The 24,124-nt window shown below is 46.8% G+C and carries 19 protein-coding genes and 1 tRNA gene; 9 read left to right on the plus strand and 11 right to left on the minus strand.

What is annotated here, in order from left to right:
- The 6 genes from OGH69_RS04810 (at nt 1) to queA (ending at nt 6,986) form a co-directional block, all read left to right on the plus strand.
- Entirely contained in the window at nt 1–2,007 is a 2,007-nt protein-coding gene (locus OGH69_RS04810; RefSeq protein ID WP_265173314.1) for a transglutaminase family protein, read from the plus strand.
- A gap of 9 nt (nt 2,008–2,016) precedes the next feature.
- Nucleotides 2,017–3,951 carry a transglutaminase family protein gene (locus tag OGH69_RS04815; RefSeq protein ID WP_265173315.1) on the plus strand — a complete coding sequence of 645 codons (1,935 nt, stop codon included), beginning with the start codon at nt 2,017–2,019 and terminating at the stop codon, nt 3,949–3,951.
- Between the two features lies 1 nt (nt 3,952).
- Complete coding sequence (locus OGH69_RS04820; protein WP_265173316.1) at nt 3,953–4,279, plus strand: nucleotide pyrophosphohydrolase; 327 nt, start codon at nt 3,953–3,955, stop codon at nt 4,277–4,279.
- A 29-nt stretch (nt 4,280–4,308) separates the two neighbouring features.
- Nucleotides 4,309–4,515, plus strand: a complete 207-nt coding sequence (locus OGH69_RS04825; RefSeq protein ID WP_265173317.1) for a hypothetical protein — start codon at nt 4,309–4,311, stop codon at nt 4,513–4,515.
- A gap of 3 nt (nt 4,516–4,518) precedes the next feature.
- Nucleotides 4,519–5,796, plus strand: a complete 1,278-nt coding sequence (locus OGH69_RS04830) for a 3-phosphoshikimate 1-carboxyvinyltransferase (RefSeq protein ID WP_265173318.1) — start codon at nt 4,519–4,521, stop codon at nt 5,794–5,796.
- A 140-nt stretch (nt 5,797–5,936) separates the two neighbouring features.
- Nucleotides 5,937–6,986, plus strand: coding sequence for a tRNA preQ1(34) S-adenosylmethionine ribosyltransferase-isomerase QueA (gene queA / locus OGH69_RS04835; RefSeq protein ID WP_265173319.1), 1,050 nt, complete (start codon nt 5,937–5,939; stop codon nt 6,984–6,986).
- On the opposite strand, the gene OGH69_RS04840 is transcribed toward queA, so the two are convergent.
- Both OGH69_RS04840 and OGH69_RS04845 read right to left on the minus strand, forming a co-directional pair.
- Nucleotides 6,953–7,501: a hypothetical protein gene (locus tag OGH69_RS04840; RefSeq protein WP_265173320.1), complete on the minus strand. Its 549-nt coding sequence runs from the start codon at nt 7,499–7,501 to the stop codon at nt 6,953–6,955. The two genes, queA and OGH69_RS04840, sit on opposite strands and share 34 nt — an antisense overlap.
- A 15-nt stretch (nt 7,502–7,516) precedes the next feature.
- Nucleotides 7,517–8,347, minus strand: coding sequence for a hypothetical protein (locus OGH69_RS04845; protein WP_265173321.1), 831 nt, complete (start codon nt 8,345–8,347; stop codon nt 7,517–7,519).
- Nucleotides 8,348–8,448: 101 nt separating this feature from the next.
- Between OGH69_RS04845 and kynU the strand changes: the two genes are divergently transcribed.
- Nucleotides 8,449–9,732: a kynureninase gene (gene kynU / locus OGH69_RS04850; RefSeq protein WP_265173322.1), complete on the plus strand. Its 1,284-nt coding sequence runs from the start codon at nt 8,449–8,451 to the stop codon at nt 9,730–9,732.
- Between the two features lie 92 nt (nt 9,733–9,824).
- Here the strand turns inward: kynU and arsB are convergent, their stop codons facing one another.
- The 8 genes from arsB to OGH69_RS04890 form a co-directional block, all read right to left on the minus strand.
- The gene (arsB, locus tag OGH69_RS04855; RefSeq protein ID WP_265173323.1) at nt 9,825–10,856 is read right to left on the minus strand and encodes an ACR3 family arsenite efflux transporter; all 1,032 of its coding nucleotides are present in this window, start codon (nt 10,854–10,856) and stop codon (nt 9,825–9,827) included.
- Nucleotides 10,857–10,859: 3 nt separating this feature from the next.
- Nucleotides 10,860–11,471: an arsenate-mycothiol transferase ArsC gene (locus OGH69_RS04860; protein ID WP_265173324.1), complete on the minus strand. Its 612-nt coding sequence runs from the start codon at nt 11,469–11,471 to the stop codon at nt 10,860–10,862.
- A 19-nt stretch (nt 11,472–11,490) separates the two neighbouring features.
- Nucleotides 11,491–11,964: a DUF6428 family protein gene (locus OGH69_RS04865; RefSeq protein WP_265173325.1), complete on the minus strand. Its 474-nt coding sequence runs from the start codon at nt 11,962–11,964 to the stop codon at nt 11,491–11,493.
- Nucleotides 11,965–12,025: 61 nt separating this feature from the next.
- Nucleotides 12,026–12,355 (minus strand): ArsR/SmtB family transcription factor, encoded by a 330-nt coding sequence (locus OGH69_RS04870; RefSeq protein WP_265173326.1) that lies wholly within the window; start codon nt 12,353–12,355, stop codon nt 12,026–12,028.
- Nucleotides 12,356–12,468: 113 nt separating this feature from the next.
- A complete protein-coding gene (locus tag OGH69_RS04875; RefSeq protein WP_265173327.1) occupies nt 12,469–15,750 on the minus strand; it encodes a glycosyltransferase family 117 protein in 3,282 nt (1,093 codons plus the stop codon).
- A gap of 281 nt (nt 15,751–16,031) precedes the next feature.
- The gene (locus OGH69_RS04880) at nt 16,032–17,825 is read right to left on the minus strand and encodes a serine hydrolase (protein ID WP_265173328.1); all 1,794 of its coding nucleotides are present in this window, start codon (nt 17,823–17,825) and stop codon (nt 16,032–16,034) included.
- Between the two features lie 32 nt (nt 17,826–17,857).
- Nucleotides 17,858–18,673, minus strand: a complete 816-nt coding sequence (locus tag OGH69_RS04885; protein ID WP_265173329.1) for a GIY-YIG nuclease family protein — start codon at nt 18,671–18,673, stop codon at nt 17,858–17,860.
- Nucleotides 18,674–18,799: 126 nt separating this feature from the next.
- On the minus strand, nt 18,800–22,087 hold the full coding sequence (locus OGH69_RS04890) for a glycosyltransferase family 117 protein (RefSeq protein WP_265173330.1): 3,288 nt from the start codon (nt 22,085–22,087) through the stop codon (nt 18,800–18,802).
- A gap of 194 nt (nt 22,088–22,281) precedes the next feature.
- Here OGH69_RS04890 and OGH69_RS04895 point away from each other — a divergent pair.
- A tRNA-Gln gene (locus OGH69_RS04895) sits at nt 22,282–22,352 on the plus strand.
- Between the two features lie 259 nt (nt 22,353–22,611).
- Here OGH69_RS04895 and OGH69_RS04900 read toward each other — a convergent pair.
- Nucleotides 22,612–23,457, minus strand: coding sequence for a universal stress protein (locus OGH69_RS04900; protein ID WP_265173331.1), 846 nt, complete (start codon nt 23,455–23,457; stop codon nt 22,612–22,614).
- Nucleotides 23,458–23,647: 190 nt separating this feature from the next.
- On the opposite strand from OGH69_RS04900, the gene rimP reads away from it, so the two are divergent.
- Entirely contained in the window at nt 23,648–24,112 is a 465-nt protein-coding gene (gene rimP / locus OGH69_RS04905; protein ID WP_265173332.1) for a ribosome assembly cofactor RimP, read from the plus strand.
- The last annotated feature ends 12 nt before the right edge of the window (nt 24,113–24,124 follow it).

Genomic DNA, 24,124 nt, shown 5'->3' on the forward strand with positions numbered 1-24,124 from the left:
ATGAAACTTTTAAAATTAATTGCCGCATTCCTCATTACCGGTTTTTCTGCCGAAGCCCAAAAATATGAGCTTGGCGAAGTGACCAAAGCCGAACTGGAAGAGAAAGCGCATGCGACTGATCCATCGGCTCCTGCCGCCATATTGTTCAGCAAAGGGCAAACCTATATGGTATATTCTGACCAGAACGGATTTGAGCTGATGACCGAAGTGGAAGTGAAAATAAAGATTTACAATAAGGACGGCTATCAATGGGCCAATAAGGAAATTCCGTACTACAGCACATCGGGCGCTAAGGAAGCCATTGACATTTCGAAAGCCGTGACCTACAACCTTGTGGACGGCGCTGTTAAAAAAACCAAGCTAAGAAGCGAGGGCGAATTTGACGAACAGGTTAATAAATACTGGAAGCAGAAAAAGATCGTCTTGCCTGATGTGAAGGAAGGCAGCATCATTGAGTACCGGTATACCATAAGGTCGCCATTCATCGAAAAGTTCCCGTACTGGCAGTTCCAGGAGAGCATTCCGGTAAACCATTCGGAATATGTTACCAAAATTCCGGAATACTACATGTACAATGTCAACTTCAGGGGATTCCTTGTGCCAAAAGTTAACAGGACATCAAACAGCAGGTCGATAATCATCAACTCAAAAGAGCGCTCCGACGGCCGTGTAACCAAAACCACGTTCTCTTCCGACAAGATTGAATATAACGAGGCGCAGGTAACCTATGTGCTGGAAAACCTGCCTGCCCTGAAAGATGAGAGCTTTGTAAACAACATCCTGAATTATACTGCGGGGGTAGAGCATGAGCTGACAATGGTGAAGTACCCGAATTCTCCCGTGAAGTCCTATTCGTCAACATGGGAAGATGTGGTGAACACCATATACAAATATGACGATTTTGGCCCTGAACTCAACAAGACAGGCTATTTTGATAAAGATATCGATGCGCTGCTGGCCGGTAAAACTACGGCTGCCGATAAGGTAAATGCCATTTTTGGGTACGTGAAGGAAAGGATGAACTGGAACAGCTATACCGGCTATTCCTGCAACGATGGCGTAAGGAAGGCTTATACTGACAAAGTAGGCAACATTGCCGAGATCAACCTGATGCTTACGGCAATGCTGCGCTATGCGGGCCTGAATGCCAATCCGGTACTGGTAAGCACGCGCTCGAAAATGATTGCGCTTTTCCCGAACAGGACAGCGTTCAACTATGTTATTGCGGCGGTTGAGGCAGACGGCAAGCTGCTGCTGCTGGATGCTACATCAAAATCGGCCATGCCGAACATCCTGCCAACCCGTGCCATCAACTGGATGGGCAGACTGATAAGGAAAGACGGAAGCTCGGAGGCTATAGACCTTATGCCGCAGGCAAGTGCCAGGGAGGTAGTGAATGTTGCTGCACAGCTTGATGCCCAGGGCAAGCTTACAGGCAAGGCACGCGGGCAGTTTTACGACCACAATGCGTACTATTTCAGGGAAAACTTTAGCGGGGTGACCAAGGAAAGCAACATGGAGCGCCTGGAGAAAAAACATAAGGGCCTTGAGGTGAGCAATTATAACATTGTGGACGACAAATTGAGCAGTAAGCCCGTACTCGAGGAATATGAGTTCAGCCACAGCAGTGTTTGCGACATCATTGGCGATAAGATTTATATTAACCCGATGCTGTTCCTGACGCAGAATGAAAACCCGTTCAGGCAGGAAAAAAGGGAATACCCGATTGACTTCATCTTTCCGCGCCAGGATAAATACATGATAACCATAGCACTGCCTGCCGGTTATGTGGTAGAGTCCTCACCTGCACCGGTTAATGTGGTTATGGAAGATGGCATGGGGTCGTTCAAATACAACATTGCCGTGTCAAATAACAGCCTGCAGCTGGGTGTGGTAATGGACATCAACCGTGCTGCAATATCGCAGGATTATTACCCAACCATTAAGGATTTCTTCCAAAAGATGATTGATAAGCAAAACGAGAAGGTTGTGCTGAAAAAAGTATAATTTAGTAGCATGAAGAGATTATTGCTGCTTTTATTGCTTTTTACATCTGCTGCTTCCGTTGCCCAGGATTTTAAATTGGGGAAAGTCAGCCGTAAAGAACTGGAAGAAAAATTCCACCCGGCAGATACATCGGCCCCGGCGGCGATACTCAGTAAAAAGGGGCAAACCTATTTTGTGCTCGACATCGACGGGTACTGGACCATGGTGACCGATGTAGAGTACAGGATAAAGATTTATAAGAAAGAAGGGTATAAGTATGCCACCGATAAGCTTACCTACTATACGGGCGGCAAGACGGTAAAGGCATTTTACTCGGATGCATGCACCTATAACCTTGTTAATGGCGAAATAGAAAAGACGAAGCTGAAAGGCGACGGTGAGTTTAAGGAAAAGGTAGAGGAAAATTACAGCCAGCGTACCATAACGCTGCCCAACGTGAAGGAAGGCAGCGTGATTGAATACAAATACACCATAGTTACGCCTTATTTTACCGTTTTCAGGGACTGGTACTTCCAGTACGACATCCCTGCCAATTTTGTTTCGTATGAAATTGCCGTGCCGTTATACTTCAATTATAACCGGGTGCTGAGCGGGTATGTAAAAGTAGACCAGACCGAACCCAAAGTACGTTTGGGCCAGGGCGGCCGGTTTAATGAATCGGTGATTACCTTTACGGCCAAAGAGGTAAAAGCCATTAAGGAAGAGAACTATGTGAACAACCTTAAAAATTATACTTCCATACTGATGCACGAACTGGCATCGACCCATTTCCCGTCGGGTACCGAGGAATATGCCACTACGTGGGAGTCGGTAACAAAAAGGATATACGATGACGATGATTTTGGCAAGGAACTGCGCCAGGCAGCCTACTTTAAGGAAGATCTGGCAACGCTGCTGAAGGGTGTCGCCCAGGCCGAAAAAGCCGATGCCATTTTAAGGTATGTAAGTTCTCGGATGAACTGGAATGGAGAAACCAGCTATTACTGCGAGAAAGGTGTCCGGAAGGCTTATGAGGACAAAACCGGCAATTCGGCGGAAATTAACCTGATGCTTACCGCGATGCTGAGGGAAGCAGGTATACCGGCCAATCCGGTGCTGGTAAGCACAAGGTCGAACGGTGTGGCAATGTTTCCGAACCGTGCCGCCTATAACTATGTGGTGGCGGGGGTTGAAAATGGTAAAGATATTGTATTGCTCGATGCCACAAGCAGGCACGCGCCGGCAGGAATATTGCCGCTAAGGGTGCTGAACTGGGAGGGGCGCATGATACGCAATGACGGTTCGAGCCTTAAAGTTGACCTGATGCCGGGCACGGGCTCGCGCGACATTACAAGCATAACTGCTGCCGTAGATGCCGACGGAAAGGTTTCAGGGCGGGCCAGGGAACAGCATTATGATTATTACGGCTACATTTTCAGGGAGAAAAATGCAGGCTTGGCAACCCAAAGCCAGGCCGAAAAAAAGGAGAAGAAATTTAGGAGCATCGAAATCACTGACTATAGTGTAGAAAACCTGAACGATGTGTCAAAACCGGCATCAGAGACCTATTCGTTTGTCAGTACCGGCAGTGCCGAAGCGGCGGGGGATAAGATCTACCTTGACCCGATGCTGTTCTTTACCATGGAGCAGAACCCGTTTACTAAAGAAACCCGCGAGTATCCGGTAGATTTTGGCTTTCCGTACCAGGACAGGTATGTCATTACGCTAACGTTGCCCGATGGCTATACCGTAGAGTTTCTTCCCAAGCCTGTAGTGATAAACATGGAAGAAAACATAGGCAGCTTTAAATACAACAGTACCGCTAAGGGCAACGTGATCCAGCTGGGCATATCGCTCGAGATCAATTTTGCCAATGTATCGCAAAGCTATTACAGCACGCTGAGGGACTTTTTTGCGAAAGTAGTGGAAAAACAAAACGAGAAAATAGTACTTAAAAAGAAATAAGATGAACATACAGGATGCACAGGTAGCTGTAGACAACTGGATAAAGGAACACGGTGTACGCTATTTTAACGAGCTTACCAACATGGCCCAGCTTACCGAAGAAGTAGGCGAGGTGGCCCGCATCATTGCCCGCCGCTATGGCGAGCAGAGCGAAAAGGAAAGCGACAAAGCCAAAGACCTGGGCGAAGAGCTGGCCGACGTAGTATTTGTAGTGCTTTGCCTGGCCAACCAGACAGGGGTAAACCTTCAGGAAGCCTTTGATAAAAAAATGGACCTGAAATCCAAACGCGACCACGACCGCCATCATAACAACGAAAAGCTGCGCTAAAATCGCTACTTTTAGCAAAAGCATTTTTTATGAAAGCCAAATTAGCCCAGTTCATAGCAGGCATTATCATTTACTTCCTTTTTGGAATACTCATGGTATACATTGCCATGGGAAGCCTTGCGTCAAATTGGGGCTTCATCATGATTTGGACTCTTGGCATGGCATTGATGCACACCTTTGTCATGGAGCCATTCCGCAAGCGCATGGTGGCCAGGAGGGAAAAGCTAAAACGATAAGCCATGGATATCCGGCTCACATTACCTGTCGCTGTTGCCAACCGCCATATTAAGATCTCCGGTTCCAAGAGCGAGACCAACCGGCTGTTGCTGTTACAGGCGCTTTTTCCCGGTATTACAATAGAAAATGCCTCCTCGTCAGATGACAGCGAGGTGATGCTGAAAGCCCTTGCGGGCAATGACGATGTGGTTGACATTCACCATGCCGGTACAGCCATGCGTTTCCTTACCGCCTATTATGCCCAGCAGGAAAGCAGGGAAGTGGTGCTTACCGGTTCGGCACGGATGAAGGAGCGCCCCATAGCCATTTTGGTTGATGCGCTTCGCAGCCTTGGCGCTTCAATAGAATATGCCGAAGAGGAAGGTTTTCCGCCTTTGAAGATTATCGGAAGAAAACTTTCCGGTGGCAGGGTGACCCTGCCGGCCAACATCAGCAGCCAGTACATTACCGCGTTGCTCCTAATTGCAGGAAGGCTTGATAACGGCCTTGAACTTACCCTTGAAGGCGAAATCACCTCCCGGCCCTATATCGAAATGACGCTTGCCTTGTTGAAGGAAATCGGCATTGCCGCAAATTTCCAAGGTAACAGGATTATTGTTCAGCCGGCAACCGGCAACCGGCAACCGGCAACCATCAACCTTACCGTGGAAAGCGACTGGAGTTCGGCATCCTACTTTTATTCGATAATCGCATTGTCACCGGAAGGCACGGCCATAACATTATCATCCTATAAAAAAGACAGCCTCCAGGGTGATAGCGCATTGCAGCATATCTACAGGAAACTGGGCGTGGAAACGAAATTTGACAACGACACTATTACACTACGAAAGGAAAACCGGCAACTGTCAACTGTCAACTGTCAACTAAACAACACTCCGGATATCGCCCAAACCATCGCCGTAACCTGCTTCGGCCTGGGCATAGGCTGCCACCTCACGGGACTTCATACCCTGAAAATAAAAGAAACCGACCGTCTTTCCGCCCTTAAGGCCGAACTCGGGAAACTGGGCGCAAAGGTCGACATAACCGATGATACCCTAACACTATACCCACACAGCTTATTTACAGCAGGAGTGTTGCATCTTGGCTCCTTCTCCTTTGGAGAGGGCTGGGGAGAGGATCCCATCCAAACCTACAACGACCACCGGATGGCCATGGCCTTTGCGCCGCTCGCCATAAAAAGGGACATCATCATACAGGATGCGGGAGTCGTGTCGAAATCCTACCCGGTATTCTGGGACGACCTAAAGCGTCTCGGCTTCGAAATTACGGCATTGTAAAGGCTTGTTTTCAAAGGGATTTCATAAATAAATGGCAAAACACTTGACAACGCCTGTTTCGGGGTAGTATATTTGCACGCAACTAAAAAAATGCCGGGCATGCCAATTAAGGCGGCCTGTTAGATTAGAAAGCTACATACATGAAATTATCAAACTTCAATTTCAACCTGCCGAAGGAGCTTCTTGCCGAATTTCCTGCGGAAAACAGGGACGAAGCACGCCTTATGGTGGTAGACAGGAAAACAAAGACCATAGAGCACAAACTGTTTAAGGACGTACTGGATTATTTTGAAGAAGGCGACGTAATGGTGCTCAACAACACCAAGGTATTCCCTGCGCGCCTGTATGGCAACAAGGAAAAGACCGGCGCCAGGATCGAGGTGTTCCTTTTGAGGGAACTGAACTCAGAGCAGCGCCTTTGGGATGTGCTTGTAGACCCTGCAAGGAAAATACGCATAGGCAACAAGCTGTACTTTGGCGACGACGATTCGCTTGTGGCTGAAGTGATTGACAATACTACATCGCGCGGGCGTACGCTGCGTTTCCTTTATGACGGCTCGTATGAGGAATTCCGCAACAAGCTTACCGAGCTGGGCGAAACCCCGATACCGAAATACATCAACCGCGAGGTAACACCGGAAGATGCCGAGCGCTACCAAACGATATATGCTAAAGAGGAAGGTGCCGTTGCGGCCCCTACTGCCGGGCTTCACTTTTCGAAGCACCTGCTGAAAAGGCTGGAGATAAAGGGCATTGAGTTCGCTGAGATTACCCTGCACGTGGGCCTTGGTACGTTCAACCCGGTTGAGGTGGAGGACCTTTCCAAGCACAAAATGGATTCTGAAGAGCTTATCATTAAGCAGGAAGCCTGTGATATCGTGAACAAGGCCAAGCTGGGCAAGAAAAAGGTATGTGCCGTAGGTACTACTACCATGCGTGCCATGGAAAGCTCGGTATCATCGGCAAAGACGCTAAACCCCTATGTGGGATGGACCAACAAGTTTATCTTCCCGCCATATGATTTTAGCGTAGCCGACTGCATGATCACCAACTTCCATACGCCAAAATCGACCCTGCTCATGATGATCTCGGCATTTGTTGGCCACGACCTTATGCGCAAGGCGTATGACGAAGCCATCAAGGAAGGCTACCGTTTCTATACGTATGGCGATGCAATGCTGATACTGTAAGTACAGATTTTATATAGAAATAAAGCAGCTCTTTCGGGCTGCTTTATTTCTTTTCTCTTTTTTTCGTAGGTCATTGTTATTTCCTCCCCGTTGTTTTGTGTGCCCGAAAGGGTAATCACTTTACCGGCGATGGTCATTTTAAAGTCGCCGCCATTCATTTTAATGTATTGCGCTCCGTCCTTTTCAAATAGGGAGTAATGCCATATCAGGGGTTCATCGCCTTCCTTGCGGAACACTACTTTGCTTTCGTTTTCAAAAAAAAATTCCTGCGGCTTCGGCTTGTCCTTTTTTAATTCATCGGACATCATTTTCCGGAACGATTCAGCCTTGTCCCCATACTTTTCCTTCATCTTTTTGGAAAGGAGAATTTCAGAATTTTTATAATCGATTGTCACACCATCAGTCTCAAACGTGTTGAGATCCCATGTGCCTAACAGGTCTTTTTCAGTGATCTTTTGGGCAAATGCGGATGCCGTAAAAATAAGCAGTACAACAAGGTAAATTGCTTTTCTCATGATTTAAATTGGTTGTTATTGTCTTGAAAATATAAACACCGGCTCTTTACTAATGGCATATTCCATTTTTTCCTCGTTTAGTCCGGTAGCATAGAGCTTTATAGTTTTTCCGTCAATTTTAAAATGATACGTAACGCGGTCGCCGTTGCTTTCGCCCTGCCAAAAGAAAACAGTATCAAACTCCAGGCCTTCACCAAAATCATACAGCAGGTAGTAGTGGTCAATCCCCTTGATGCCTGATACCTTCCCTGCACGGGTAAAACTTACGGTATTGCCTGCCCCATCGGTATAGTTTCCTTCAAACAGCATTTGGTTTAGCGTTTCGTCAAGCAGGTCAATGTCACTTTTCGAATCGCCAATTTTCCTGAACCGGTCTTTTTGCGACTTGGGTTGGGTGTAGGCGATTTCGATGAGGCCACCCTCAGCAGGGTATAGGGAAAGCTGCGTTGGCCCGTCAAGTTCGTATGCCCGCTTTGGGTCGTAAACAAATTGCTTGTTGGCTTCGTTATAAAGTAATGGATATACTATGCCGCCTTCATGCTCTGTAAAGCCTAAAAGTTCTGTCGTCCCGGTAGACAGGCTGTCCTTGTAAAGCGTAAAGCCCAACAGGCGGTTTACCGTGCCATATTCTTTATTGCTGTAAATTGATTTTGTTTTTTCGATGCCGCTGAGGTAGTTGTCACTTATCCACAGGCCGTCCATTGCTCTTGCCACGCTTTTTAATTGCGTGTTGATGGTATCGGCGGTTGTGGCATTTCCTGTGACGGTATTGCCGGCAGTATTTTCTTTTTTACACGAAGCCAGCACTAATAGCAGGAATGCCGCAGTGGGTAGCAATAGTTTCATTGTTCTACAGATTTTGATAAAGCTACAAAAAATTTTAAGCGGCTTTTAAGTTTGTTCCAAAATGATTAAAATCATATTTTTACCCTCCAAACAAACAACACATGGAATTTCAGAATACACGCGAATTCGCAAAAGGGCTGGATGCCGCTGACAAGCTCGCAAAATACAGGGACGAGTTCCTGTTTCCGCACGTTAACGGCAAGCAGGTCATTTATTTTACGGGCAACTCCCTCGGGCTGCAGCCCAAACGCACCAAAGCATACGTAGATGAGGTAATGGACGACTGGGCAAAGCTGGCCGTAGAGGGCCACTTTTATGCCGACAAGCCATGGTGGGACTACCATGAGCGCTTCTCAGCGCCGCTGAGCCGCATTGTGGGCGCACTGCCATCGGAAGTGACGGTGATGAATACCCTTACGGTAAACCTCCACCTGCTGATGGTGACGTTTTACCACCCTACGGCAAAACGTTTTAAGATCATCTGCGAGGAGAAGGCTTTCCCAAGCGACCAGTACATGATCAGGAGCCAGGTGCGCTTCCATGGCCTGGAGCCCAATGATGCCATAGTCGAGATTAAGCGAAGGGAGGGCGAGCACAATATCCGCCTGGAAGATGTACTGGATAAAATAAAAGAAGTAGGCGATGAGCTGGCCCTCGTGCTCATAGGCGGCGTAAATTACTACACCGGCCAGGTTTTCGACATGAAGACCATCACCAAAGCAGGTCAGGATGCCGGTGCCTATGTAGGCTGGGACCTGGCGCATGCCGCAGGGAACATCAAGCTGGAGCTGCACGAATGGAATGTGGACTTTGCTGCCTGGTGCAGCTACAAGTACATGAATTCCGGGCCGGGCAATGCCTCGGGAGCCTTTGTACATGAAATGCACCACAACGACCTCGACCTGCCGCGCTTTGCCGGATGGTGGGGCCATAACAAAGAGCGCCGTTTCCTGATGGAGCCGGAATTCGACCCGGTTCGCGGGGCGCATGGCTGGCAGGTGAGCAACCTCCCGGTACTGTCGTTAGCGCCTTACCTTGCATCGGTCGAGATGTTTGACGAAGTGGGTATGGACGCGCTTATCAAAAAGAGGGATTGCATCACTTCCTACCTCGAATTTATCCTGCATGAGATCGACAAGGAAGTTGACAGCACATTTGAGATCATTACCCCGTCGGAACCGTCCGAAAGAGCATGCCAGCTATCGGTATTCCTCCATGGCGAAGGCAGGAGCCTGTTCGACTACCTGATGCAAAACGGCGTAATAACCGACTGGCGCGAACCCAATGTAATCCGCCTGGCACCGGTGCCGCTGTACTGCTCGTATGAGGATATGTACGAGTTTGGGCAGGTGCTCAAAGCAGGCATATTGTCGCATAAAAAGTAATTTACCTGTAAAGGATTTTTACGATATAAAAAGGGCAAAGCTCCACAGCTTTACCCTTTTTATATAAAATTGCCACTGCTGCCCGGTATGGTTCAGCTGTAGTATTTCTTTTTCAGCCACAGGCTTGCCCGCACAAGCAGTATGAGTACAGGCACCTCTACCAGAGGCCCGATAACGCCTACAAAAGCCTGGGGGGAATGGATACCGAACACTGCTATGGAAACGGCTATGGCTAGTTCAAAATTATTGCCTGTCGCTGTAAATGCTATGGAAGCATTCCGGTCATAAGGTATGCCGAAGGACCTGTTGATGAAAAAGCTCATGAAGAACATAAGGACAAAGTAGATGACCAATGGCACCGCTACTTTGATCACGTCCATGGGCAAAGCGACAATCTTGTCTCCTTTAAGGCTGAACATCACGACGATGGTAAACAGGAGCGCGTACAGGGTTATGGGCGATATGACGGGTATAAATTTGCGGTTATACCATTCGATGCCTTTTAATTTCACCAAAGCATAACGGCTGATAAAACCCATCAGGAACGGTATGCCCAAATAAATCATTACGCTTTGGGTAACTTCTTCCATAGACACGCTTACATTGAAGCTGGCCAGCCCCAGCCATTGCGGCAGTACGTTTATCAAAAGCCAAACCATGAAGCTATAGGTAAATACCTGGAAAATGCTGTTGAGGGCAATGAGCAGTGCGGCATATTCCCTGTTCCCTTTGGCAAGGTCATTCCACACGATTACCATGGCAATGCACCTTGCCAGGCCTATGAGTATGAGGCCTGTCATGTAATCGGGTTCATCGCTTAAAAACAGGATCGCCAGTGCAAACATAAGCACAGGCCCTATGATCCAGTTGAGCAGTAAAGAGGTGCCGATTGCTTTTTTGTCCCGTAGCGCTACAGGCAGCAGTGAGTAATCAACTTTTGCCAAAGGCGGGTACATCATCAGTATGAGCCCGATAGCCAAAGGTACATTGGTTGTGCCGATCGTTAATGAATCGGTACTATTGGATATGTCCGGGAAATAATACCCCAAAGCGATGCCGAATGCCATTGCAAGGAAAATCCATAGCGTAAGGTAACGGTCGAGGAACTTTAATCTGGGCTGCATGGGCTATTTGCTGATTTGGGAAAATACATAAAACATTTCTGCGGCTATCTGCAGGCTTCTTTCGGCGTAAACCTGCTCCTGCTGCGGGGTACCGTCGGATACCTTCGGGTCTTCATAGGTTACGGCAATCCTTTTTTCAGCTCCGGCTATAAACGGGCAGCCTCCATCGGCCTGCGAACACGTCATTATAGCAGCAAAGGCCGAATCGGGGTTGAACGGGCTGTCGTACTTTTTAGAAAAACCAATGACAGGAACCGAATTGCCATCGTATTTTATGGCATATACCGGATTATCACCCCCACTGAGGGAAAGGACTGAAAAACCCTGTGCCGCCATCGTTTCGGCAACTTTAGGATATAAAGCGGTTTCTTCTGTCCCGCCGGAATAGCAGGCCACATTGGCAATGCCAAAGTAAGCTGCCGCTGCCTGAGCCCACACTTGCGACAGGTGGCTCCTGCGCGAATTATGGGTACAGATAAAATTGAGGTTTACAGGAAGATTGCTATTTGCTTTTTGGCGGATGTAGCTGATCAATGGCTCCAGCACAGCTTTGCGGTCTTCAGCGGTTTGCTCCCATTGGAGGGATGCGATTGTATTGGATAATGTTGTGTTCATTTTTTTTCCTGATAGGTGTTTAACAGCATCCTGAACCCGGTGTGCATCCGGCAGATTGGGCCGGTGTAAGGACGGCTAAATTTTTCTTTTGCTTTTCGGCCGGCACACCGCAGGCATCGCTTGCGAGGCAGGCGGTCATCTTATTTTTAAGGATAAAAGCCCTTCCGTTAAAGTCAAGGCTGTATTTCCCTATGGTACCGCTTTGGTACTCTACTTCAATTTCCCCGTCTTCCAGGCCCAGCTTTTCTTCAGACAGCCTTATGATGTTCAGCAATTTAGACGGTTTAAGCCTGTGCTCATAATCATTGGCATCCCATAGCTGGAAGTTTACGGCTTTTTCATGCCTTATCACCCCGCCACAGTCAATAAAGCGCTTATCAATCTGCCCCACTTCTGTCACATGGAAATGTTCGGGTACCATTGCGCCGTTCTCCAGCTGAAATGCGACATCTTCGAGAGCAGGCAATATTTCTTTGATTTCAGATAGTTTCATAAAAAGTGTTTTTAATAATTATATATAGCAATATTGCGATTAATGATGATAAAAAAATGCCTTAGCAGCATTGGGTTGTGGTGATTTCCTGGTTGAAGAACGCATTGAATTCCTCCCGGATATTTTTCCATGCTTCTTCTTCAATGCAGTAGCAAACCGATTTGCCTTCTATCGATCCCCTGATGATGCCAATGTTCTTCAGTTCTTTTAAATGCTGCGAAATAGTAGGCTGTGCCAGTCCCAGTTCTTCTACCAGGTCGTTGCATATGCAGGCTTTTTGGTTAATGATGTGCTGCAGTATGGCTATCCTTGCAGGATGGCCCAAAACTTTCAGGAACGATGCCAGCTTGTTTTGTTCATCCGTGTGTATCTCGGTTTTTGTAATGCCCATATTAGTATGTTTATATTGCAATATTACGATAATAATTTTTATCTCCAATTAATTTTCCATAAAAAAAAAGCAGCAGGTACTCCCGCTGCTTTCTATGTATCTAAAGAGAATCTTTACAGGTCCTCTCTTTTATGCATCCTGAATTTCGCATTGTATTTATTGAATACGGCCTTTTCCTTTTCATAATATTGCATGTCCTGGTGGTCTTCCATCAGGAAGAGCAGTCCCCTGTAACGCTCTATGTTGGTTATGATCTCCATATGCTCTGCCTGCTGCTCCGATGGTGAATAACCGGCATAAAAGTCCAGGTTTTCCTGATATTTTTTAATGAGCTTGTCCAATAGCCTGCGTGCCTCATCCCTTTGCCCGGTTTCGTAGTAGCCCTGTACAAACGGCTCGAGCAGGGTGTAGTAGCCAAAATACTCTACCGGCATTTTTTTCATCGCCAGGTCAATAACCTTTTTAGCCTTGTCGCGCTTGCCTTCGTTTATCAGCGTTTCCATCAGCCTGGCCAGGTTGGTGCGGTAGGTAATGCTGTTTTTGCGGGTTTCCGGGTCATGGTATATGTCGGGGCTCTCGCTGTTGCCCCAGTCCCACGACATTACAATGTCGTACATCTTATCGGCATCAATGTGGCCCATGTCCAGCGGGCTGCCGTCTTTTGGTATCGGCGTGCGCACCGGTACCAGCTTATACACCATGCCGTCCAACTCCAGGTAATCCTTCATCCACAGGTAGTCGTCGTCGCCAAAGCTTCCGCCTGTGAAGTATATCGGGCGTTTCCAGTTGTTCTTGTGGAAAATATCGAGCATGATCATGCGGTTCTTGTACAGTGCATCGCCCTTAATGTCAATGTCGATATACGGAACTATAGAGTCGTACAGTGCAGGGGCAACAGCCTTATTGCGTATGATCTCATCCCTGTTTACCGTCATCCTAACCTTGTTGGTAGGGTAAAAGTTCACCATGTGGCCATTGCTCATTTCTCTCTGGGCCCTTGGGTCATCGGTACCCAGGAACTGCAGGAAGTCACCAAGTGCCCAGCGGGCATCGGTAGTTTTATTAAAGAAAATGTAGTCGCGCGTACCCGGCTTATACTGCTCGTGGGTAAATGATATTGGCATAGGTTCCGACTCATACGCTTTTGCCTTCATCTGGTCAATGTACCAGTCGGTCATCAGGAGGCTGGTGTTCACAATGCGCACATCGGTGCGGTAGCCTTCAATTTCCTGGGCGTACCACAATGGGAAGGTGTCGTTATCGCCAATGGTAAACAGTATGGCATCCTTGTCGCATGACGAAAGATAGGCTTTTGCCATGGCCAATGCTGTATAACGGCCTGAGCGGTCGTGGTCGTCCCAGTTTTGCGAAGCCATGAGTACCGGTGCGGCAAGAAGGGTAACCCCGATTACTACCGGCCCGGCCACTTTTGGCTGGAGGTATTTTTTAACGCCGTCATAAATGGCATACACCCCAAGGCCTATCCACATGGCAAACACGTAGAACGAGCCAACCAGCGCATAGTCGCGCTCGCGGGGTTCAAACGGCCTTTCGTTAAGGTATATTTTCAGTGCAAGGCCTGTAAACAGGAACAGCGCCAGCAATACATAGAAGCTTTTCGCGTCCTTTCTGGCATGGAATACAAAACCAATCACTCCGAGGATGAATGGCAGCAGGAAGTATACGTTGCGGCCTTTGTTGTTAGCCTGGTCAGACGGCAGGTTGTCCTGCGGGCCATACATCATTGTGTCTATCGGCTTGATGCCGCTTATCCAGTTGCCGTCAATCTTGTCCCAGCGGCCCTGTATGTCGTTTTGCCTTCCGGAAAAGTTCCACATCAGGTAGCGCCAGTACATATAGCCAAACTGGTATTGGACCATATACTGCATATTGTCCATAAACGATGGCTTCTCCACCAGGATATACCTGCTGTAACGCTTCAGGAATTTGTCATAATCCTGCAGATCCACATTTCCTTTGTTGAATTCGGCCCTGAACTGGTTCAGTTCGGCCTCAATCTGGCCGCGTGCTTCGGCCATGGCCATGCCCAGCTCTTCGTCGCTCAGCTGGTCAACCGGAAGCCCGTAGCGCATCAGCTCTTCGGCAAAATCGTAGTTAGGGTCTATGCGGAAGGTAACCGGCTTGGTAAACCTCATGTAGTTGGCCGCATGCTCGGTGCTCCACATCCTTGGCATAAAGCCTTTGTGGTTGTCGTCGGTATTTTGCCTGGCATTTATGTAGTTGTTTACAATAACATATTTACCGGTTTTATAATCCCTTTGGTAGTTGGGTTTTTCGTCTTCATACGGGTTGTCTTTGTCAAGGCCGGCATAAGTATCGGTATACATAGGCCCGTAAAAAAGCTTTTGCTCGCCATATTGTTCCCTGTTGTAGTAGGCCAGTACTTCGGCAGCATCCGAAGGCCTGTTTTCGTTGATGACCACGTTGGCATTAGCCCGTATCGGGAGCATCATCCAGGTAGAGAAGCCTATGAGGATAAACAGTACGCAAAGCAATATCGTGTTGTATAGGGCAAGGCCTTTTTTCCTGGTATAATTCAAGCCGAAGTAAAAGCCTGCAATGATGAGCAGCGCCATGAAAATGGTACCCGAGTTGAAAGGCATTCCCAGGCTGTTCACCATGAATATTTCGGTTTTCCCGAACAGCGCCATAGTGTACGGCAGCAGTAATTTAAAGATGAAAAGGAGTATTGCTACAATGATTGCATTCGCAATGATGAAGTTCTTAACCGTAACGGTCTTATAATTTTTAAAGAAATAGATGAACCCTATCGACGGTATGGTAAGCAGCGCCATAAAGTGAACGCCAAACGAAAGCCCTACTACCAGCGATATGATTAGCAGCCATTTGTGCCCGCGGGGGGTATGCATTTCCTGTTCCCATCGTAACCCGAGCCATAACAGCAGCGCAATGAGCAGCGATGCCATGGCATAAACCTCGGCTTCCACGGCATTGAACCAGAAACTGTCAGAGAATGTGTACGCCAGCGCTCCCACGGCAGACGCGCCCAGAACCGCTATGGCATTATTGTTATTGAATTCGGAAAATTTACTGATCACGGTGCGAAGCACGATCGTAAGGGACCAGAACATGAACAATATGGTAAAGGCGCTGGAGAATACCGACATCATGTTTACCATCAGGGCTACCTTGTCGTCGCCCGTTGCAAACATGGCAAAGAATGCCCCCATCATCTGGAAAAGCGGTGCTCCCGGAGGGTGGCCTACCTCAAGCTTGGCGGCAGTGGCAATGTATTCGCCACAATCCCAAAAGCTCAGGGTGGGCTCTACAGTAAGCGAATAGGTGATCAGTGCAATGGCAAAAACGGCCCACCCGAGGATGGTATTCCATTTTTTGAAATTGAATGTTATCATGAAGATATGGGTTATTCCGAATTAATCTAACTGCAAAGAAACTATTTTTTTGTGTAAGGTTATGCTGTTTTTTGAGTGATGTTAGGAATTTAACCTAAATTCCATTAGATATGACTACGCATTTGTCATCGCATGTCATGGAGCGATCTTTCTGCTCAGACTGCGGTTTATAAGGAAAGGCTGCTTTGTGCCTCGCAGTGACAGCCACATGAGGATCAAAAGCAAAGGCCACAAAGCTGTATATAGCTAAGTGGCCTTTCGTATGCTGTTTAAGTAATTACTTACTTCTTTACTGCCGTGAATTTGCCGTTAGGCTGGTGCAGCACCAGTTCCTTAACCTTGCCGTTTTCACTAATGAATTCCGCTTTGTAACCGTCAAGTGTCGGGATCACATACATTGTTTTCGAAGTTGGGTTAAGCTCATATTCGGGCTGGCCGGGAACAAACATATACAGCTTGCCCTCTCTAACCGAAACTTTCACCGTCATTCCGGCAATCTCGTAATTCCCGGTATAATCGTTAAGTACATCGTTCTCTACCGTTATGGTTTTCGGCGTACGCTTAAATTCTATCGGGTGGTCCAATGATTGCTCTACTTTTATTTTTACACCTGATATTTCGCCGGCATCATTTGATGAGAAATTAAAGAACATACCGTTACTTTCCTCCGAAGTATCGATGCCATCCTTAGCATCATACGGTGCAAAGATGTCGTAGTGTTTGTGCTTCAGGTAAAATTTCGTCTGTTGGAATTCGGCGAACAGCGAATCGTTTTTCTTTACGATTTCAAAGGTGCCGTATCCCGGGTTGGTAAACAGTCCTGTATAATCGTCCAGCGGGTGTGAAGCGCCTTTAGAAGCGGTTTCCTCTTTTTTCATGCTCTTTTTAGCTTCTTCTTCGGCTTCCTTTTCTTTCCTAAGGTTTTTTTTCAGCTCTTCATTCCAGTTGGTAGTCTTTACGCCCAGCATCCTGTCGGCAATGGTGTTGCGAACCAGTGATGGTATCGACGATCCATTTTGGTTGGCGAGCACCACGATGCCTATCTCATCAGCGGGGAAAAACACCACGCTGGCCGAAAAGCCGTCGATGTTGCCACCATGCTCAACCCTGTAATGCCCTTTGTACGACGACAGCATCCAGCCGTATCCGTAATTGGCCAGGAAGGTATTCGGGAATTCCTTCGACGGCAGCCCGCCATGGATAACGGCGTGCGAACTCATCGCCTCACTGGTGTAGTTTTCCGGCAGTATCTCTTTGCCGTTGTACTTTCCTTTATTGATCCACATGATGAGCCATTTGGCCATGTCGTTTGCGCTGCTGTTGATGGCTCCTGCCGGTGCCATGGCCGCAATGTCATAATAATCGGTTTTGGTTATCACATCTTTTGTCAGGTCGTACCCAAAGGCAGCATTGTCGGCTGCCTTCATCTCGGCTATCGAAACATTGGTGCGCGACATTCCCAGCGGTGTAAGAAAACGCTCGCGGATGTTATCCTCCCAGCTTTTGCCGGTTATCTTTTCGGCAATCACTCCCTGCACGGTAAACATGAAGTTGTTGTAATGCCACTGTTCCCTCAATCCTGCAAACGGTTCCTGGTATTTTATACGCTGTATGATGCTGTCCCTGCTGTGGGTAGGGAAAAGGTACCACGAAAAGTCGTGGCGCGGTATGCCGGTACGGTGGCTCATCAGGTCGGTAATGTTCACGTTGCCGTTCAGGTCGTTGTTGTAAAACTGGAGTTCCGGAACATATTTCAGTGGGCTGTCATCAAAGTCCAGCTTTCCGTCGGCCCTGAGCAATCCCAGCACTGCCGAGGTAAATGCCTTGGTGCTTGAACCGATTGCGAAGAGCGTGTTGGCATCGGCAGGTAATTTCTTCTCGTAGTCCCTGTAGCCAAACCCGGCTGAGTAGATCACTTTGTCTTTTTCAACTACAGCTACCGAAAACCCGGCTGCCTGAGCGGTCTGCAATAGTGCGTTCAGGTCTTTGTCAATGCCTTTCAGGCGTTTGTCGGTTTGGGCATTCGCCGAAAGGCCGATTAAAAGTAATAAGGTAAGCGTAATGTATTTATTCATAAAGGTGTGTTTTATTGGTTCTTTTTCGTTGCTCAATTTTCATTATAACCAAATTGTCTGCTTTGTAAAACTTCTTTCCACCAACTTTCATTGTTAATAATAATTTGGTCGTCAGTAGTTGATTTGTAAATGCTAAGAATTGAGTATTTGAAATTTTGTTTAATGTGGTCAAAAGTTAGCTTTTTAAGTCCGGCATTTCCCCCGTGACCATTGTTTGCATATGATATCCAGCGTCCTAAAATCATGTTATCTCCGTATGCTGATCCAACATATTTTTTTCCGTTTGAAATGTCGGTCATTAAGTAAACTCCTTTTTGATTTTGAAGTGCAGTTTTCCAAGTGTCCTTTTCTAATACTCGGTTCATTTCGTTCCAAGAGATATTTACTTTTTCGTAGCCTGGAAATATGTCGTTGTCAAAAGTGTCAGGCAAAATTTGATATACATAACAATCGTCAATAACCGATTCAGCATTACGAATCATTGTCTGTGCTTTGTTCTTAAACGTTACGATTAAACGACCTAGATATTTTTTGTATTCGGGCAGATCTTGATATTCGTAACCAACTCCGTTAAGTATATTCAAGTCATTAGTTACTTTTCCAATATGAAACAACAACCAAAGATCTTCATTGCGTTTTATCTTAACAAATCCAATAGTGATTTGTCCTGCTTTGTATGATTTGTTCTTGTTATAATTCCAATATTGACCACCAAGCATTGTAGATATATCGCCATTTTTAAAAAGCTCTATCGGATTCCAGTTTTGGGCGAACATTAAATTGAAACGAATCTTCACATCGTTAAGATTGTCAAGTAGTAATATGTCGTTTAATTTAATTTTGTCCATTTTATATAATCTTTTCTTTTCGGGTTTCGTCCTGAATTGTGAAAAATTTTACTGCTTCGCAATGTGGCAAATTTTAGCACTAGAATTCAATAGATTGCTACTACTGAGCCTCTTTAAAATCACTACCTACTCATTCGGCCTCTTAAACCTCGCAAACATACCGTTGGCTTTGTTAAATGCCGCTTTAGATGCCTCAAAGAATTCCATATCGTTATTCTCTTCCATGATGATAAGAAGCGTCCTGTAGGCTTCAATTGAACTCATAATGTCGCTTGCGCCAAGGTTTTGGTCGGCCACAGGTAATGATTTATAGTAATTGAGCGTTTCGGTATATTTGCCTATGAGCTTTGTCAGTAATTCGCGCGCTTCTTTTTTGCGGCCTGTCTGGTAGTACAGCCCTGCAAAAGGCTCGGAGATGAAGTAGTAGCCGTAATAATCTACAGGCATATTCTTCATTGCCAGGTCTGTCACTTTACCGGCCTTGTCAAGCTTGCCCTCCTTCACCAGAGCATCGCCAAGCCGTGCCAGGTTCTTCCGGAAACTGATGCTGTTTTTCTTTGTTTGCGGGTCGTGGTATATGCCGGTGTCGCCACCATTGCCCCAGTCCCATTTCATGACTATGCTGTACATATCGTCCGCGTCAATATAGCCCATGTCCAGCGGGCTTCCATCTTCCGGTATCGGGGTCTTTACCGGCACCAGCTTGTATACCATGCCTTCCAGTTGGAGGTAGTTTTTCAGCCAGGCATAGTCTTCGTCGTCAAACCTTCCGCCTGCAAAATAGATAGGCCTCTTCCAGTTGTTGGTGCGTATGATGTCCAGCATCACCAGGCTGTGTTTGTATATGGCTTCGTCCGGCAGGGTAATGTCCATATGCGGGACGATGGAATCATAACGCTGTGGCGAAACGACCTTGTTTTTGATTACGGTTTCCTTATCTACCGGGAAGCGTATATTCCTTATGGGGTAGTAGTTTACACTATGCCCATTATTCAGTGGGACTTTAGCCCGTTCGTCTTCAAGGGTCACAAACTTCATGAAGTCGTTGATGTTCATGGCCGAATCCTTAGCCTTACCCAGCGGATTGTAGAAGAGGAAGTCGCGTGTACCATCCACGTACTGGTCGTGTGTAAGGGTGATAGGTACAGGGTCCGACATATATGCCTTACGCTTCATCTGGTCAATGTACCAGTCCGTTGGCAACAGGGTAGAGCATACAATGCGCACATCGGTTCGGAAACCTTCTATTTCCTGAGCATACCAAAGCGGGAAAGTATCGTTGTCGCCTACGGTAAAGAGTATGGCATTCGGCTCGCAGGAATCCAGGTAAGCCTTTGCCATCGACAGTGCCGTGTAGCGCCCAGATCGGTCGTGGTCGTCCCAGTTTTGCGATGCCATCAGCACCGGTGCGGCAAGCAGCGTTACTCCAAGTACCACAGGCATGGCAATTTTGGGAGCCAGGTATTTTTTGATGCCGTCGTAAATGGCGTATACGCCAAAGGCGATCCACATGGCAAATACATAGTACGAACCTACAAGCACATAATCGCGTTCGCGTACCTCAAACGGCCTTTCGTTAAGGAATATTTTCAGTGCAATGCCCATGAAAAGGAAGAGCGCCAGCAGTACATAAAAGCTTTTCAGGTCTTTCCTGGCATGGTATACCGCACCAATGATCCCTAGGATGAACGGCAGTAAAAAATATATATTGCGCCCCTTGTTGTTCTTCATGTCGGTGGTAAGGGCATGTTGCGGGCCAAGCCTCATCTCATCGATAAAGGTGATGCCGCTGAGCCAGTTGCCGTTGTTGTCCATTTCGCCCTGTACATCGTTCTGGCGGCCTGCAAAGTTCCACATCAGGTAGCGCCAGTACATGTAGCCAAATTGGTATTCGAACATATAAGCCATATTATCGCCAAAAGATGGCTTCTCCACGGTCAGGTAATTTTTATAATGCCTCAGGAACTTGTCATACTCCTTATAGCCTACATCGCCCTTGGCAAAAGCTGCCCGGAACTCATTGATAACCGCTTCCAGTTCACCCTTTATCTGGCCTATGGCAGCGGCGGCTTCCTGCGGTTCCATGGTCTCGATGTCAATGCCATAACGCAGCAATTCACTGCCATAGTCATAATTGGGGTCAATCCTGAAATTTGGCGGCCCGGAAAAACTCATGTAGTTGGCAGCATGGTCGGTGCTGGTCATCCTTGGCAGGAATGCGGTGTGGGTTTCATCAGGGTTTTGCTTGGCATTCTTGTAGTTGTTTACAATCTTGTATTTGCCGGTAGCATAATCGCGTTCGTAGTTGGGCTTGGCATCCTTGTACGGATTCTCCTTATCAAGCCCACTGTATATTTCGGTGTAAAGCGGCCCGAAGAATGTTTTCTGTTCGCCATACTGCTCGCGGTTGTAGTAGGCCAAAAGCTCTGCGGCATCCGATGGCTTGTTCTCGTTGATCACTACTTCGGCATTGGCACGTATTGGGAGCAGCATCCAGGTAGAAAACCCTATGAGCAGGAACAGCAGGCAAAGCAATACGGTATTCAACAGGGCTTTTCCATTTTTTTGTGTGTAGCGCAGGCCAAAATAAAAAAAGGCCGCAATGACAAGGAAAATGAATATGGTGCCTGAGTTGAACGGAAGGCCCAGGCTGTTGACCATGAATATCTCCGTGCGTCCGAAAAGCGCCATGGTGTAAGGCAGGAGAAACTTGAATACAAAGAAAAGTATGGCTATAGTAACAACATTGGCAATGATGAAATTCTTTACCGTTACCGTTTTGTAGTTTTTAAAGAAATAAATAAGCCCTATCGAAGGAATGGTGAGCAACGCCAAAAAGTGTACGCCGAACGAAAGCCCGAGGACAAGCGATATGAGCAGCAGCCACCTGTTGCCTCTTGGGGATTGCATTTCCTCGCCCCATTTGAGGCCGGCCCAAAAAAGTATGGCTATGAGGAGCGATGCCATTGAGTATACTTCGGCTTCGGTAGCGTTGAACCAAAAGCTGTCCGAAAACAAAAAGGCAAGCGACCCTACAGCGGCGCTGCCCAGTACCATAAGGGCATTGTTACGGTTAAACTCTGCAAATCCCAACACCAGGTTTTTAAGTAGTATCGTAAGCGACCAAAACATGAGGAGGATGGTGAATGCACTCGAGACTACTGAAACCATGTTGACCATCAGGGCTATTTTATCGTCACCCGGTGCAAACATAGAGAAAAATGCCCCTGCCATCTGGAAGAGCGGCGCACCCGGGGGGTGGCCCACCTCAAGCTTGGCAGCGGTGGCAATATATTCGCCGCAGTCCCAAAAGCTAAGGGTACGTTCTACGGTAAGGCTGTAAACAATGAAGGCTATGGCAAAGAGACACCATCCTGTAATGGTATTCCACTTCCTGAAGTCCTGGTTTGTCATGTAATTGGGTAAGAAATTGGTTTAATTATATTACAAAGAAAAGCTATTTTACTGCTTACCAAACGGTGAAACTATTTTTTTGATATTTTTTCCTGAAAAATTTGCAATAAAAAAATTATGTGCTACATTTGCACCCGCAATCAGGTACTACAGCGGTTGTGCGAGCAAAAGCAGTAGTGTTTAAAAGCAAAAATTGGTCTATGGTGTAATGGTAACACTACTGATTTTGGTTCAGTCATTCTAGGTTCGAGTCCTAGTAGACCAACAAAAAACCTCTCAAGCAATTGAGAGGTTTTTTTGTTTCTTATTGTTATTGCGAGGAGGAACGACGAAGCAATCTTTTCTGGTTAAAACATACGGTTGTTAATGAAAGATTGCTGCGCTCGATGCTTCCACTTGCAATGACGGGATGTTGAATATCTGTATGTGTTTTCTTGCTTAATAAGATTCCGGGATTTTGTAAAATATAAAACCCCAAAGGTTTTTGGACTTTTGGGGTTTGCAGATGTTATTTTGTCGAAAAATTATATCCTGAATGTTACCACGGGCCTTACCGAATGGTTGACAAGGTCTTCGCTGATGCTTCCGTTGAAGAAGTGGGCGAGCCCCTGCCTGCCGTGCGTGCACATGCCTATCAGGTCGGCATTGACGCTGTTGGCAAAGTGCAGGATGCCTTTTTCTACATTCACATCATTATATACGTGGGTAGTGTAGCCGTTAGCGACCTGGAACCCGGATATGAAATCGTGCATTTTCTTTTCGGCGGCGTGGGTCGATTTAAAATCGTTTGGCGTGTTAACGAACACAAGATGAAGGTGGATGCCGAACATGTTGGCGAAGTCGACCACTTTGGCAAACGGTTTTTTGATCTCGTCAGTGAAATTTGAAGCAAACACGAATTTTTGCGGATTGAACTCACCTTCGTCTTTTTTGATTACAAGAACAGGCACGTCAGATGTCCTTACAACTTTCTCGGTATTGGATCCGATGAACATTTCGCGGAAGCCGCTGGCGCCATGCGATCCCATTACTACAAGGTCGATGCCGTGTTTTTTACTGTGCGAAATGATTCCGTCGAAAGCCCTGTCGAACTGGATGGCTTCAACAACAGGTATGCCTTCAAGAAAAGGTTCCCGCAGGATGTCTTCAAAACGCTCGCGTGTCTTTTCCATAAAGAACATCACCTCAGGGAGATCGCTGCTGCTGCCTACTGCGTTGCTTTCGCCAATCCCGTCGCTGGCCAGTGCCGGAAGTTCCAGCATGTGCAGCAGGAATATTTCGCCGTCATTTTCGCGTGCAATCTGTGCTGCGACCTTTAGGGCATATTCAGCGTGTTCGGAGAAGTCAGTAGGTACTAGGATTTTTTTCATGGTTTTAAAATTAACAAGATTTTGGTTGGAAATTTAATACAATAAAGGTAGGTATTAATTTCGGATTAACCAATGATTTTCAAGATTTATCTAATGATTTTCAAGTTATAAAAAAAAGTCATATATTTGCAGGGTTATTTAATAATCACTAAATAATGAGGGGACAGGAGTCCCCTCTTTTTATACAATTATGACATTCAGGGAAAAAGTGGCATCTCTGTTGGAAAAGGGCCTGGAAGAGCATCCCTCGCTCTTTCTCATAGAACTCTCCATAACAGGGGCCAACAAAATAGTGGTAACGCTTGATGGCGATAACGGGGTAACCCTTCAGGACTGCATTGATATCAGCAGGGCCATAGAGCATAACCTGGACCGTGAAGAGGAAGACTTTTCGCTGGAAGTGGCTTCGGCCGGGGCAACGACCCCTATGGTAAACCCGAGGCAGTACAAAAAAAACATTGGCAGGACGCTTAAGGTTAAAACGGCCGATCAGGAAATCGAGGCTGAAATAACCGATGCGAACGACGAGCATATTGTTTTGGAATGGCAGGCCCGTGAGCCAAAACAAATAGGAAAAGGAAAAGAAACCGTCCAAAAAAGGGTTGAGATACCTTATTCGGACATTAAAGAAGCAGTTGTTGTAATAAAATTTTAAAAAAATAAAGAG

The organism is Flavobacterium sp. MFBS3-15 (genome assembly GCF_026107645.2).
Lineage (GTDB): Bacteria > Bacteroidota > Bacteroidia > Flavobacteriales > Flavobacteriaceae > Flavobacterium.